The sequence below is a fragment of the Aquirufa sp. OSTEICH-129A genome (genome assembly GCF_054558355.1).
This window is the reverse complement of sequence record NZ_JBPXKC010000004.1, coordinates 1-14658: the sequence shown is the minus strand read 5'-3', so window position 1 is coordinate 14658 and position 14658 is coordinate 1. Positions and strand designations below refer to the sequence as shown.

Genomic DNA, 14658 nt, shown 5'->3' with positions numbered 1-14658 from the left:
CAATTAAAGCAAGATTATGGAAGGTTTGATTATGGCGGGGCAATTGATTTTAGGATTGTCCATTTTAGTAACATTGCATGAATTTGGGCATTTCATTACGGCGAAATGGTTCAAAATGCGGGTCGAAAAGTTTTATCTATTTTTTGATTTTCTATTCCCTATACCTTCCTTATTGAATTTTGCTTTATTCAAGAAAAAAATAGGTGATACAGAATATGGTTTAGGCTGGTTTCCGCTAGGAGGCTATGTGTCTATCGCTGGAATGATTGATGAGACACAAGATGCAGCCACATTGGCGAAGGAACCTGAACCATGGGAGTTTAGAGCAAAACCCGCTTGGCAGCGCTTAATTGTCATGTTAGGTGGTGTAATCGTGAATGTAATTACAGGTGTGGTCATTTTCATTTCCTTGACCTATTCCAATGGAAACAATTATATTTCTAAAGAAGAATTAAATAAGAATGGCATCGTTGCCTTGGATTTGGGTAAGCATATTGGGCTTAAAACTGGCGATAAAATTATTCGTGTCAATGGAGCTGATTATAAGCAATTATCAGATTTACGCTCATCAGATGTCTTATTGGGGGATAATTCGTATTACACGGTTTTACGCGACGGAAAAGAAATTAATATTCAAATCCCTGCTAATTTCATAGGTCAATTGAGCGATAAAAAGTCAGCCTTTATCGAACCTATGACAAAATTTAAGGTATTGGATGTTGCGGCACCCAATCCTCCAAGTTTATTAGACAAATGGCTAGGAAAGGAGTCCGAAGAGATGTTGCCAGCTTTGGCAGCAGGTTTGAAAGCGGGAGATTATATTACGGCAGTTAACCAAACACCCATTCAATACTACCATGAAATTCGTGAGGTATTAAGTAAGGAGGCTGGTAAACCCATCCGCTTGGCTATTCTTCGTCAAGGAAAAGCAGATACCTTGGAAATGGTGGTAGCTAAATCGGGTCAAATTGGTTTTCAGGCAGATATTTTAATGAAAATGACCCATGAAGATTATACATTTGCCCAGTCCATGGGAATAGGTACAAAACGTGCCTTTTCGGTAATTACGGATAATATTCGTGGATTTAAGAAAATTGCTTCGGGTGATGTTTCGGCTTCTAAAGCCTTGAGTGGCCCAATTGGAATTGCGCAGATGTTTGGAGGAGTTTGGGACTGGACTAGATTTTGGATGTTGACTGGTTTGCTTTCTATGGCATTGGCCTTCTTTAATGTATTGCCCATCCCAGCTTTAGATGGTGGACATGCTATTTTCCTATTATATGAGATGATAACGGGAAAACCTGCTTCAGATAAAGTAATGGAGCGTGCCCAACAAATCGGTATGATTTTGTTATTGGCTTTGATGGCATATACTTTTGGAAACGATATATTTAAAGTATTCTTTTAAACCTTGAAAAAACAGCTTTTCATCCTTCTTTTTTTGATTTTCTCCTCGGTAGAAAGTTTAGCTAGAGAAGAGAGGCATCCTTTTCATACGAGTGTAACGGAGTGTGTGTATAATGAAAAGGAAAAATCCTGGGAAATCGCCATTCGATTATTTCAAGATGACCTAGAAATAGGCCTAAGTGAATTTCATGGGAAGAAAATAAGCTTTGAAAAGGCATCTAATATGGATGAATTGTTAGAGCCCTACATTCGTAAACATTTTGGTTTCCAAGTCAATAAGCAATTACAGACTCCTTACCGTTGGATAGGTTGGGAGCCTAACCCTGACGTTATTTGGGTATATGTAGAAATTCCTTCGGAACAAGATTTAGCTGGGGTTTATATCATGAATGATCTTTTGGTTGAACAATTCCCAGACCAAACAAATTTGTTACATTGTGCTAGGGGTGCAAAAAAGAAATCGTTTTTATTTCAAAAAAATCAAGTTCTTCATCAGATAGTTTGGTAATTTTTCTGCCAACTTGTCTTATGGCATGAAATTTGTTTATTGCTCCATACGTCTTTCAAGATTGGAGGGTGAGATTAAATAAATGTGTGTATGAATAATCCAAATGACCTTTTTAAGCATTTGAGCCTATCGGATATTTCCGATTTCGAGAATATTGAGTTGATTCCAATTGGAGCAGAAGGATTGGAAAACAATGACAAAATGAGTGTTTTGTCAGATGAACTACCTATACTGCCAATCCGCAATATTGTATTGTTCCCTGGAATGGTGATACCCATTACCGTTAGTCGCCAAAAATCCGTCCGTTTAGTGAAGAAAGCCTACAAAGGAGATCGGACTATTGGTGTATTGGTACAAGCTAATAATTCAAAGGAGGAGCCACAGGTTGACGATCTATACAAAGTTGGAACAGTGGCACACATTGTTAAGATGTTTGTGCTTCCGGGTGGAAATACAACGATTATCGTTCAAGGACGCAAGCGTTTTGAAGTAAGAGAATTTATTAAAACGGAACCTAATCTTATTGCCAAAGTGAATTATTTGGAAGACAATTTTCCAAAGAAATTAAATAAGGAAAATAAGGCATTAGTTTCTACTTTGAAGGAATCAGCCCTGAAGATATTGAATTTAAATCCTGAGATTCCGAGAGAAGCTCAAATAGCCTTGGATAATATAGATTCTTCCGCATTTTTAGTGCATTTTCTTTCTTCTAATATCAATGCCGAACTAAAAGATAAGCAAGCTTTATTGGAGACCCTAGATGGTATTGAGCAAGCCACTCATCTATTGGAATACATGATGAAGGAAATTCAACACCTGGAATTAAAGCGTGAAATACAAAGTAAAGCAAGTAGTGATATTGACCAGCAGCAGCGTGACTATTACATTCGTCAGCAAATCAAAGTTCTACAAGAGGAGTTGGGAGTAGAGAGTCCGGAACAAGAATTGGATGGTTTGCGTGCTAAAGGGGCTAAGAAAAAATGGTCAAAAGAAGTCAATGATTTTTTCTTAAAGGAGTTATCAAAACTCCAAAGAACGAATTCCATGTCGGGAGAATATCCGATGTTGATGAACTTTGTTGAACTGTTGGTTGATCTTCCTTGGGCTGAATATACCAAAGATCATTTTGATTTGGTAAAAGCAAAAAAGATTTTGGATGCAGATCACTTTGGACTTGAAAAAGTAAAAGAGAGAATCATCGAATATTTGGCAGTCTTGAAAATGAAAGGAGACATGAAGGCACCTATTTTGTGCTTATATGGCCCTCCTGGAGTAGGTAAAACTTCTTTGGGTAAAAGTATTGCCAAAGCTTTGGGAAGAAAGTATGTTCGGATGGCTTTAGGTGGACTCAGGGATGAGGCGGAAATCAGGGGCCATAGGAAGACCTATATAGGAGCAATGCCTGGAAAAGTTATTCAGAATATCAAGAAATCAGGATCTTCCAATCCTGTATTTATTTTAGATGAAATTGATAAGGTCGGAGCAGACCATCGGGGTGATCCTTCTTCCGCTTTATTAGAAGTGTTGGATCCGGAACAAAATAATAGTTTTTTGGATAATTACTTGGAGGTTGAATTTGATCTATCTCGCGTGATTTTCATTGCCACAGCTAATAATTTAGATACCATACATCCTGCATTGCGTGACCGTATGGAAATTATTGAAGTAAGTGGTTATACCATTGAAGAGAAGGTACAAATTGCCAAAAAGCATTTATTACCAAAACAAAAGAAGGAACATGGTTTAGAAAAGTCAGACTTTACCATGTCAGATGCTGCTATTCAAAAAGTGGTAGAAGGCTATACCCGGGAATCGGGAGTTCGGAAATTAGAGCAGGAAATTGGAAAAGTGGTACGTAAAATCACTAAGTCCATTGCGATAGGGGAGGAATACCCCCACAAAATACAGCCAGCTGATGTAGTGCGCTTATTGGGACAAGAGAATTTTGAGAATGATTCTTATGAAAGCAATGAATATGCTGGTGTGGTGACTGGATTAGCCTGGACACCTGTGGGTGGAGATATTTTATTCATTGAAACGTTGTTGAACCGTGGTAAAGGTCAATTGACCTTGTCGGGCCAATTAGGAGATGTAATGAAAGAATCTGCCATGGCTGCTTTAAGTTTCTTGAAGGCGCATGCTGATTTGTTAGACATTGATTATCGCATTTTTGATCAGTATAATTTACATATTCACGTGCCTGCTGGTGCGGTTCCCAAAGATGGCCCATCGGCTGGTATAACAATGTTGACAGCTATTGCTTCGGCCTTAACTCAGCGCAGGGTAAAACCAAATTTAGCCATGACAGGAGAAATTACTTTGCGAGGTAAAGTTCTGCCTGTAGGTGGAATAAAAGAAAAGATATTAGCAGCTAAGCGAGCGGGTATTAAGGAAATTATTCTTTGTCATAAAAACAAAAAGGACATTGAAGAGATTGAGGCCAGATATATAACGGATTTGACCTTCCATTATGTGGAAAATGCCATGGAGGTATTGGCCTTGGCCTTGTTACATGAGCAGGTTAAAAATCCAGTAAAATTTGTGCTTCAAGACGAAGTTAAGCCTAATTCATCTGTGGCGGTATAGGAAATTTCACCGATATCTAGGGCATATTGTATGATTCGGATGGCCTCATCTTTGGAAAGCGGACGGAGGCAGTCCACTAGATTTTGAAGACTAAGTGAACCATGTTGAAGGTAATGAAGAATTAGTTTGCGTTCACTTTCATGACTTTCAGGATAGGCCTTCCCAGTGGAGGCCTTTTTTTGTTCAATACAAGTATCGCAGATGCCACATTTTTTATCCAGATTTTCACCAAAATAGGCGACAAGGAGTCGGGTTCGACAAATCTTTTTATCTCGGACATAATGTTCCACTGCCTTAATTTTTCCTTGGCTTCTCTCTTTCTTTTTATGGTATGAGGTCCAGTCGATCGGTAAAGCAGAGGCTGATGCTCTTGGGGTTAACAAGGTTAATTTAGCAAGTCCATTTTGTTTATCATAGTCCAAAATTTCAAATTTTTCGAGCAAGCTTAGGCTACGTTCAACCTCGGCTATGGGTGCTTTAAATTGTTGAGCAATGGCTGCTTCAGCTATAGGTACAAATTGTTGATACAGATTTCCTCCAAACATTCGCAAAAGACATTTGATGAAAGATTCAAAGCGTTCATTACGAATTTGAAAATCGTAAAGTTCTGTGGCAGAAACCTTAATCTTGATTTTGGAAGGATTTTGGTAGGCATCGTTTAATAAAATTAAACCCTCATTTTCGAGCGTTTTTAGTGCAAAAAAGGTTTCGGATGATGGCAGATTAAACCGCTTGGCCATTTCGGCCCATTCAAAATCATAGTGCATTAATTCTCCGCTACCTTCAGGAATTTGCAAATAATTACTAATGGCCTGATAAACATTCTTTAAAACAGGAGCATCAGGATATGATTTTGTCCACTGGTTTTGCAGTTCGATGATGTCTTTTTCCTCCACTAATATGGCCGCATAGGCTTTTTTCTCATCTCTTCCAGCTCGACCTGCTTCTTGGTAATAAGCTTCCAAGGAATCGGGTAAATCCAGGTGGACGACCAAGCGGACATCTGCTTTGTCGATTCCCATACCAAAAGCATTGGTGGCAACCATGGTTTGAATTCGACTTTCGATCCATTCTTTTTGTCGTGAACTTCTTTCTTTGGGTTCTAAACCAGCATGATAAAAAGTGCTGGATATACCATGCTGTTGAATGAGTTCACTTATTTGTTGGGTTTTTTTTCTATTTCGGACATAAATAATGGAGGAGCCAGGAACCCGTTGAAGCATTTGGATTAACTTTTTTTCTTTATTTTCCTCCCATAGTACAGAGTAAGATAAGTTAGCCCGACTAAAGCTCTTTTGAAAGATTTGCGGATTTTTAAAATCCAGCTTTTGCACAATATCCGCTTTAACTTCTGGATTGGCACTAGCGGTTAGTGCCAGGCAAGGGGTTTGTGGGAATAGATTTTTGAATGGTAGAATTTCTAAATAGGACGGTCGAAAATCATATCCCCATTGTGAAATGCAGTGAGCTTCGTCGACTGCGATTAAGGAGATATTCATTTGCTTGGCCCTCTCTAAAAATAGGTCAGTTTTTAATCTTTCTGGAGAGACATATAAAAATTTGATTTGGCCATAAATACAATTGTCGAGCAAGATGTCTATTTGCCTAGGATGCATTCCTGAGTAGAGCGCTTCAGCTGCAATGTTTCTTTGTTTCAATTGGTTTACTTGATCTTGCATTAAAGCAATCAGGGGAGAGATTACTAGGCAAATGCCGTCTAATGCAAGGGCTGGAACTTGGAAACAAATGGATTTTCCACCGCCTGTGGGCAATAAAGCTAAGGTGTCATTTTTAGCCAATATGGAATGAATAATCTCCTCTTGAAGGGGTCTAAAAGAGTCGTAATTCCAGTATTTTTTTAATATGGCGTGTATATCCTGCATAGCTATTTCAAAGCTACCAAAAAAAAGGGCAGGGAGTTTATGTCTGACATGGAGAAAATTTGAAGGGAGAAGAGAATAAAAGCGGCCATGATGGTGAAATTTTATACGATTCCAATTAAATTTAGGAATAAATATGTACGTATGTTGACAGAAAAGGACAAAATACAATTAAGTAAAAGAGGAATTAGTGAGCAAGAAGTAAATCAACAAGTTGATTATTTTAAGCAAGGTTTTCCTTGGATGAAATTGGATCGAGCGGCTAGCATTGGGAATGGGATAATTCATTTGACTGATGGGGACGTGAATCGTTATGTAAAACGATTTGAAGATGCTAAAATGACATTGTCCATTTTAAAAATGGTTCCCGCATCTGGTGCGGCTACAAGGATGTTTAAATCTTTGTTTGAGCATTTGGCTGAATCAAAACCAAACAAGGAATCTCAGGCATTTTTTGATCGATTGAGTGATTTTGCCTTTGCTCCTGAATTGAAGAAATTATTGCCAGAGTGGTCCACTGAGCAGGAAATATTAGAAAATTTATTACTTAGTAAGGGATTAGATTATGGTTCACTACCAAAGGGTTTATTATCATTTCACTATTATGAGGACGGAGTAAGAACCCCTTTGGAGGAGCATTTGGTGGAGGCGGTAGCCTATGCTTCAGATGGCAAAGATGCGTATTTGCACTTCACGGTTTCTCCCGAGCATCGTTCGCGATTTGATGCCTTGGTACAACAAGTTGTACCTAAATTAGAGAAGCGGTATCAGGTTAAATTTCATATAAGTTTTTCAGAGCAAAAGCCAAGTACAGATACGGTGGCCGTGGATATGGAGAACAACTTATTCCGCGAAGCGGATGGTTCATTGTTATTCCGACCTGCCGGCCATGGCGCTTTATTGGAAAACTTGAATGATTTAGATGCTGATTTAATATTTATAAAGAATATTGACAATGTGGTTCCAGATAAATTGAAAGATAATACGATTGTCTTCAAGAAAGCTTTGGGCGGATTGTTGGTAGAAATTTTGGATAAGATAAAAGCCTATTCCAAAGACTTGGAGGGGGAAGTTAGTGCGGAGAAAATGCAAGAAATCCAGGATTTTGCATCTCAATATTTGGGAATTCAACCAGGCAAGTCATGGGATGCACACATACCAGTTGAAAAATTAAATTTATTTAAAAAGATATTTAATCGACCTACACGTATTTGCGGGGTTGTAAAAAATACAGGAGAGCCGGGTGGAGGTCCTTTTTGGTGTCGGGATCAAGAGGGAAACAGCACATTGCAATTGGTAGAATCGGCTCAAGTGGATATGTCAAATGAAGCACAAAAAGATATTTTCACTGGATCAACTCACTTTAATCCGGTGGACTTGGTTTGTGCCACCAAGGATATTCATGGTAAGTCCTTTGATTTATTGCAGTACCGCGACATGAGTACAGGATTTATTACGGAGAAAACCAAAGATGGGAAGAAATTGAAAGCTCAGGAATTACCTGGGTTGTGGAATGGCGCGATGGCCTTTTGGAATACCATATTTGTTGAAGTCCCATTGGATACTTTTAATCCTGTCAAGACGGTGAATGATTTATTGAGGCCAGCACATCAAAATTAGGGGATGTTTTGTTCCTGTTAAAAAAGGCTTTAATTTTGCGGCCTTTGAACGAGATTGATATTAAAGAAAGTATATAAATGCTTGATTACAAAAACCTTGCTTAGTTTCTAGGCAAGGTTTTTTTTGTCCATATTCCTGGTTAAAATAATCAAGTTTTTCATATTTTATTGAGTAGGAAAGGCTAATTTTGTGCTCTTTAGCTTATATTCTGAGATATATTAGATTTTGATTGGGATATGGATTTGGATAAGGATTTTGATTTAGATTTTGATTTAGATTTGACAACTTTTCAAAAGTTGTCAAATCTCAAGGCTTAGGCCTCAAGGCTTGAGCCTAAACCCTAAACCCTCAAGCCTAAACCTTGAGCCTCAAGTCATACGTTTTCAAAACCAGGCACAATAGGCATAAGTTGATTAGTTGGTGCTTGAGCTAATGATTTAATTTTAATAAATAAGAGATAGAAAAAATAGACTATGGCATTAGAACAAACTTGGCGTTGGTTCGGACCGAATGATCCGGTTAGTTTATCAGACGTCCGACAAGCGGGTGCAACCGGCATTGTAAACGCACTGCATCAAATCCCAAACGGAGTAGTATGGGAGTTGGCAGATATTTTAGAGAGAAAACAAATTATTGAAAAGGCGGGTTTAACGTGGTCAGTCATTGAAAGTATTCCGGTTCATGAGGATATCAAAACTCGGTCGGGCGACTTTAAAAAGTACATTGAAAATTATAAGCAGTCGATCCGAAATTTAGCAAAAGCTGGTTTGGATACTGTATGCTACAATTTCATGCCAATTTTAGATTGGACAAGAACAGACCTAGATTTTGAGTTGCCTGATGGTTCAAGAGCCTTGCGTTTTGATGCAGCAGAGTTTGCCGCGTTTGAAATGTTTTTATTGAAAAGACCAGGCGCCGAAAATCATTATACACCTGAACAGATTCAACGCGCTAAAACTTGGTTTGATCAGTCAAGTCCTAGTCAAAGAGAAAAATTAATCCGCAATGTCATAGCAGGGTTACCGGGAAGTGAAGAGAGTTTCACTTTGGTTTCCTTTCAAGAAGCATTGGATACCTATGCTCATGTGGGAGATCAGGAGTTGAGAGAGCATTTGTATGAATTTATTCGTGAAATTACTCCTGTAGCTGAAGAGTCAGGCGTCAATTTGTCTATTCACCCCGATGATCCTCCTTATCCAATTTTAGGCTTGCCCCGAGTGGTAAGTACAGAATCTGATGCCAAGCAATTATTAGCTGCGTATGAGAGTCGGAATAATGGATTATGCTTCTGTACGGGAAGTTATGGAGTGCGGGAGGATAATGATTTGGTAGGAATGGTAGAGCGAATGGGTGACCGAATCAACTTCATTCATTTACGAGCTACTCGTCGGGATGAATTTGGGAATTTCTATGAGGCCGACCATTTGGATGGAGATGTAGATATGTTTGGTGTGATGAAGGCGCTGGTTTTGGAGCAAAAAAACCGAGTGGCTCAAGGTAGAAAAGATATCAGAATGCCGTTTAGGCCAGATCATGGACATAAAATGTTGGATGATTTGCAAGTAGGTAAAAAGACCAATCCAGGTTATACGGCAATTGGAAGATTAAGAGGACTAGCCGAGCTTAGAGGATTAGAGATGGGCATTGAGGGATTTTTAAAATAAAATTCCAAAATGATGTTTTGAATTCTATTTCTAATTGCTAACTTTGCACCCCCGTTACTATGGCATTACTCTATCCAAATGAGTTTAAGCTATTTAAGGGAATAAAAAAAGATTTAAAATTTAAACGGTAATTATTTAAAATGCCAACTATTCAGCAATTAGTGCGCAAGGGCCGTGAGCAAATGACTTGGAAATCTAAGTCACCAGCTTTGGATTCTTGTCCACAAAGAAGAGGAGTTTGTACGCGTGTGTACACAACTACTCCAAAGAAACCAAACTCAGCTATGCGTAAAGTAGCTCGTGTTCGTTTAACCAACCAGAAAGAGGTGAATGCCTACATTCCAGGTGAGGGTCACAATTTGCAAGAGCACTCAATCGTATTGATTCGTGGTGGTCGTGTAAAAGACTTACCAGGTGTACGTTATCACATCATTCGTGGAGCATTGGACACAGCCGGTGTATCTGGTCGTTTACAATCTCGTTCAAAGTATGGTGCAAAGCGTCCTAAACCAGGTCAAGCAGCAGCTCCAGCTAAGAAGAAGTAATTTTTTTTAACACAAAGATCCAGTATGCCTCGGTGAAGGCAGAAGGTTGGGTCGACATTAAACATTAACACCATGAGAAAGGCGAAACCAAAAAAGCGCTATTTATTGCCAGACCCTAAATTTAGGGATGTATTAGTAACTAAGTTTGTAAACAACTTGATGTATGACGGTAAAAAATCAGTGGCATTCACTATTTTTTACGATGCTTTAGATAAGGTAGAAGAGCGTACTAAAGAGAATGGATTAGAAACTTGGAAAAAAGCATTAAACAATGTAATGCCATCTGTTGAAGTTAAGAGTCGCCGTGTTGGTGGAGCTAACTTCCAGGTTCCAACGGAAGTGCGAGCTGAACGTAAAGTTGCGTTAGGAATGAAATGGTTAATTGGATATGCAAGAAAAAGAGGTGATAAGACAATGATGGATCGCTTAGCGAACGAAATCATTGCTGCATCCAAAGGTGAGGGAGCTGCTGTGAAGAAGAAGGATGATACTCACCGTATGGCGGAAGCGAACAAAGCGTTCTCACACTTCCGTTTTTAATGAATGATTTTTTGGAAAGGCCAACCGCAAGGTTGGCCTTTTTTATTTATGCTGATTTTTATCACAAATGGAGAATTTGGCAAATCTTGTTAAAATGTTTAGCTTTGAACAGTTCCCTATTTAATTCATTATTATCGTATGATTTCTAAGAAAGCAAAGTATGCTTTGAAGGCGTTAAAAGTATTGGCTCAGGCTTATGAAAAGGGGCCTTTGTTGATTTCACATATTGCTGAATCCGAGAATATCCCTAAAAAGTTTTTAGAAGCTATTTTATTGGAGCTAAGAAATCATGGTATTCTACAAAGCCAAAAAGGTAAAGGGGGAGGATATTATCTACGTATACCACCAAGTCAGGTGACCTTTGCGAAAATTATTCGAATTGTGGATGGCCCCATTGCACCTGCTCTTTGTGTATCTCTACATTTTTATGGCAAGTGTGATGACTGTGCCAATGAAGAAACCTGCAAATTGCGTTCGGTTCTAGCGAAATGGCGTGATGCTAACCTATCTGTTTTGGAAAAAACTACTTTAGAAGAGCTGATCTAGGCTATTCATATAAATGATCTAAATTCTTTTCTTTTACCTCTTCCGAATCTAGCTCTAAGAATTCTTCCCAGAATGGATTGTTTGGTACTGCGGCTTTGCAGATGATTGGCGTTTTCTTGATGGGGTGAACGAAATACAATCGTCGAGCATGTAAATTTATGCTACCATCTGGATTCGGGCGGTCGTAGCCATATTTGATATCACCTCGAATCGGGCAACCTAGAGTAGCTAATTGAACCCGTATTTGATGTGGTCTACCCGTAATAGGTTCAACTTCGATTAGGTAGTGAAGGTTAATCTTGCCTAATAATTTGTAATTCAATTCCGCTTTTTGTGCCTTGTCCTCAGGGTAATCATAAGCAGTAGTAGTATTTTTGGATTCATTTTTTAAAAGCCAATGGGTCAGCTTCCCTTTCGTAGGATCTGGCTTTCTTCTTGTTACCGCCCAATAGGTCTTTTGAATTTCTCTTTTACGAAACAGTTCCATCATACGTTCCAAAGCTTTGGAAGTACGGGCAAATACGACTAAGCCACTGACAGGGCGATCTAGGCGATGGACTGGATGTAAGAAAACCGCTCCTGGTTTTTGGTATTTTTCCTTGATATAGTCCTTCAATACATCGGTCAAAGTAAGGTCGCCCGTGCTATCTCCTTGAACTAGTATTCCCGCTCTTTTATTGACAATTAGGAGGTGATTGTCTTCGTATACAATGTGGTAGTCTTTCATTTTAATCAATCAGCAAGACTTGAATGGACTTAGTCTTGCGATGACAAAGGTAGGACAATTAATTTGTAAAATTTTTCAGAGGCAGAATAGAATGGAGCGTCCCTGAGTAAAAAGCATCCATTCTATGCCATAAGTTGTCTATTGATTCATTTTTCACATAATCAATTTGCTGATTCAATTCGATTCATTTTTCCCTTTTTTCAAGAATAAGCTCATTATTCCTATGTTGATAATGGCGAAAAGAATGAAATCTATTTGCCATTCATTTGTTTTCTGTTGTCCAAAATAAATAAGGCAACCAATAATGAAAATAAAATAGAGGATTGAAGCTACCGTCGGTGGAAATTTAAAATACAATTTTCTATTAATTGTAATTATTATAACACCTGTAATAAAATAGATGATAGATTGAGTCAGTAGTTTTTTCCAAAACAAAGGATTCAAAACATGATTCGCAATAATGACATCATTTATGTGTTTGCCAAGTATAAATAGGATGAGATAGAATGAGGCTGGCCATGGCATTTTAGGTATGTTCATCGTTTTATACCAGCTTGAGTTTTTTGCAATATTTAAAAATTACTAAACAAATATTTGTGTCCTATTTCTGAAAATTAATTTTTTGATGTCAGGTATTCGTATTTGAGCTAAGTGAAAAGGCCAGGCGAAAAAAAACCAAGTTAAATTGGTGAAAATTTTGGCTTCGACTTTTTGTTTTATTCATTATCTACGGATATGCGAATCATGGGACCAATGCGCCCTTCCTGAAAAGAATCAAAAATAATCCATTCGTTCTGGCTAGTTGGACGGAAAAAAAAGCGTCTCTTGGTGGAATATTTACCCATTGCTATTCGATCGGTTTCTCCTGTGATGACATTGGATTTATTGAAAAAATTGATGACAACCGCTATACCTTCTTTAGGAATACTTATATCATTTGTCTGAATGTTGAATTTAGTCCAGCCTTCATGGTTGGCAGAGTAGACAAGTTCACGTTTATTTAATAAAGTGGATGGAAGGGTATCCTTGCCAACAGTAAACAATAAAATCTGAAAGATATATGTTGGTGTAAATTTTTGGTCAAAATAAATAGAAATGGAGTTTAGTTTCTTTCCAATTATTTCTTCTTCATCAAAAATTATTCCTGTTTGATGAGGAGATTTTGTTAAAAACGAATAATGTCTTTTTCTGGAAGGTTTTTCAGTTTCAAAATGACTTATTTTTTTCGCAGTTATTTTGACCTCTTGCAGCAGAGCTGATTTGGTCGAATCAGAGTCTGTTTTATCATTTTCTAGATTTTGATTAGCGACCGCAGTTAAAAAGCTCGAAAAAGTAAATGACAAAAATATAATAAAATGAAGTATGTTGATTTTCATTGTCTATTAAATATTAGTATTATCAATTTGTCATTTATTATTAATCTGGGCAATTACCTTCTTCCGTTCTAATCCTAGTATCAATTTTAAATCCAAAGAAATATTTTACATCTTCAAAATAATAGACACATCTTTTAGGGTCAGGTAAATGTGAATGACCTACTCCCTGAGATCCTCCATCTAAACCACAATTTGAATAACTCCAACCAAAAAATTTCCAATCAGGTTCACATGGATTTGGAGCTTCATAACCTAAGGCAATCAATGGGATACTGACAACAGCTAAAATAACAAATAGTCTTTTATATTTTTTTACAAATAGTATTACAAAATTTCTCATTTTTTAATTCACTAAAAATTACCCCTACTCTTTTCTGGTTTTTCTGGTTTTACCAATGTTTGCAAACATGGAGTAAAGCTGCTGGAAAAATAAAAGAGAATAGTAGGGAAAGAAGTCCTACTTTAATCAAGAAGTTGATAATTTACTTTCAGGCCTGGGGGAGAACCACTGGCAAGCTACATTTTGATATTTCGAATGATTTTTCGGAATTCTATTTTGCCATGACTACCAATCTTACGGGCAATGTTTTCTCGATGTTTTTTAGTGGTATGAAGAGAGATGTCTAGATCTTGAGCAATCTCTTGAGATGTTAGTCCTTGTTGAATCAGGGTAATAATAGTGCGTTCACGGAGAGTAAAAATCTCTTGTTGGATATTCTTTGCCATGATGAATGATAGATTAGGGTTAGTGTATTTTCTGGAGTCAATATTATTAAAAATTACGGAATAGGTCTAGAGGGATAAATTTTCTTTGGATTTTTTCGACTTGATTTTCAGTGAATTATCGGGGCTTTGACAATAAAAGTGAATTTTTTTTGAATCTAGATTTGGAATAAGGAAAATAAACCTACATCTTTGCACTCCGATTTAGCGACTACAACGGCAGTCGTTCGAAGTATGAGAGGCCAAAGGCTTATAAAGTAGATGATAAAAAAAGAGGCGAACTTAAAAGAGTTCAAATTTTTTTGTCTAAGTTTTTTTAAGCGAGTAGGTAACTTGAGTACAAAGAGTTCTTTGACGTGTTGATAAAAGGAAAAAGTTCATAATCATTTAAAGTGGTTATGAAGAGAAGAATAGCATTCAAGACAAGGATAATGACAATTCTTATTTTAATAGTAAGAGCAAAGTCAAACATCCAAAGATTATTTACAATGGAGAGTTTGATCCTGGCTCAGGATGAACGCTAGCGGCAGGCCTAA

At 37.7% G+C, this 14658-nt stretch carries 13 protein-coding genes; 8 read left to right on the top strand and 5 right to left on the bottom strand.

Features of this window, described 5'->3' with window-relative positions:
- The first annotated feature begins 16 nt into the window (after positions 1–16).
- The 3 genes from rseP (at position 17) to lon (ending at position 4501) form a co-directional block, all read left to right on the top strand.
- On the top strand, positions 17–1408 hold the full coding sequence (gene rseP, locus SKC36_RS08575; protein WP_459453989.1) for an RIP metalloprotease RseP: 1392 nt from the start codon (positions 17–19) through the stop codon (positions 1406–1408).
- Positions 1409–1411: 3 nt separating this feature from the next.
- Positions 1412–1915, top strand: coding sequence for a DUF6702 family protein (locus SKC36_RS08570; RefSeq protein WP_459453990.1), 504 nt, complete (start codon positions 1412–1414; stop codon positions 1913–1915).
- 90 nt (positions 1916–2005) lie between these two features.
- The gene (gene lon, locus SKC36_RS08565) at positions 2006–4501 is read left to right on the top strand and encodes an endopeptidase La (protein ID WP_459465610.1); all 2496 of its coding nucleotides are present in this window, start codon (positions 2006–2008) and stop codon (positions 4499–4501) included.
- Here lon and SKC36_RS08560 read toward each other — a convergent pair.
- Positions 4462–6384, bottom strand: a complete 1923-nt coding sequence (locus SKC36_RS08560; RefSeq protein ID WP_459465609.1) for a RecQ family ATP-dependent DNA helicase — start codon at positions 6382–6384, stop codon at positions 4462–4464. The genes lon and SKC36_RS08560 overlap by 40 nt on opposite strands.
- 87 nt (positions 6385–6471) lie before the next feature.
- Here SKC36_RS08560 and SKC36_RS08555 point away from each other — a divergent pair, with 87 nt between their 5' ends.
- From SKC36_RS08555 to SKC36_RS08535, 5 genes are all read left to right on the top strand, one after another.
- The gene (locus SKC36_RS08555; protein WP_459465608.1) at positions 6472–8001 is read left to right on the top strand and encodes a DUF4301 family protein; all 1530 of its coding nucleotides are present in this window, start codon (positions 6472–6474) and stop codon (positions 7999–8001) included.
- A 473-nt stretch (positions 8002–8474) separates the two neighbouring features.
- A complete protein-coding gene (uxuA, locus tag SKC36_RS08550) occupies positions 8475–9665 on the top strand; it encodes a mannonate dehydratase (protein ID WP_459465607.1) in 1191 nt (396 codons plus the stop codon).
- A 140-nt stretch (positions 9666–9805) separates the two neighbouring features.
- Complete coding sequence (gene rpsL / locus SKC36_RS08545) at positions 9806–10210, top strand: 30S ribosomal protein S12 (protein WP_109324130.1); 405 nt, start codon at positions 9806–9808, stop codon at positions 10208–10210.
- A gap of 72 nt (positions 10211–10282) precedes the next feature.
- Positions 10283–10750, top strand: coding sequence for a 30S ribosomal protein S7 (gene rpsG, locus SKC36_RS08540; protein ID WP_109324129.1), 468 nt, complete (start codon positions 10283–10285; stop codon positions 10748–10750).
- Between the two features lie 138 nt (positions 10751–10888).
- Entirely contained in the window at positions 10889–11296 is a 408-nt protein-coding gene (locus SKC36_RS08535; protein ID WP_109324128.1) for an RrF2 family transcriptional regulator, read from the top strand.
- Position 11297: 1 nt separating this feature from the next.
- On the opposite strand, the gene SKC36_RS08530 is transcribed toward SKC36_RS08535, so the two are convergent.
- The 4 genes from SKC36_RS08530 to SKC36_RS08515 all read right to left on the bottom strand — a co-directional run bounded on the left by SKC36_RS08530 (position 11298) and on the right by SKC36_RS08515 (position 14125).
- Positions 11298–12029 carry an RluA family pseudouridine synthase gene (locus SKC36_RS08530; protein ID WP_459454004.1) on the bottom strand — a complete coding sequence of 244 codons (732 nt, stop codon included), beginning with the start codon at positions 12027–12029 and terminating at the stop codon, positions 11298–11300.
- A 710-nt stretch (positions 12030–12739) separates the two neighbouring features.
- On the bottom strand, positions 12740–13399 hold the full coding sequence (locus tag SKC36_RS08525; RefSeq protein ID WP_459453995.1) for a hypothetical protein: 660 nt from the start codon (positions 13397–13399) through the stop codon (positions 12740–12742).
- A 40-nt stretch (positions 13400–13439) separates the two neighbouring features.
- Positions 13440–13739: a hypothetical protein gene (locus SKC36_RS08520; protein ID WP_459453996.1), complete on the bottom strand. Its 300-nt coding sequence runs from the start codon at positions 13737–13739 to the stop codon at positions 13440–13442.
- A 176-nt stretch (positions 13740–13915) separates the two neighbouring features.
- The gene (locus tag SKC36_RS08515) at positions 13916–14125 is read right to left on the bottom strand and encodes a response regulator transcription factor (protein ID WP_459465606.1); all 210 of its coding nucleotides are present in this window, start codon (positions 14123–14125) and stop codon (positions 13916–13918) included.
- Positions 14126–14658: the final 533 nt, after the last annotated feature.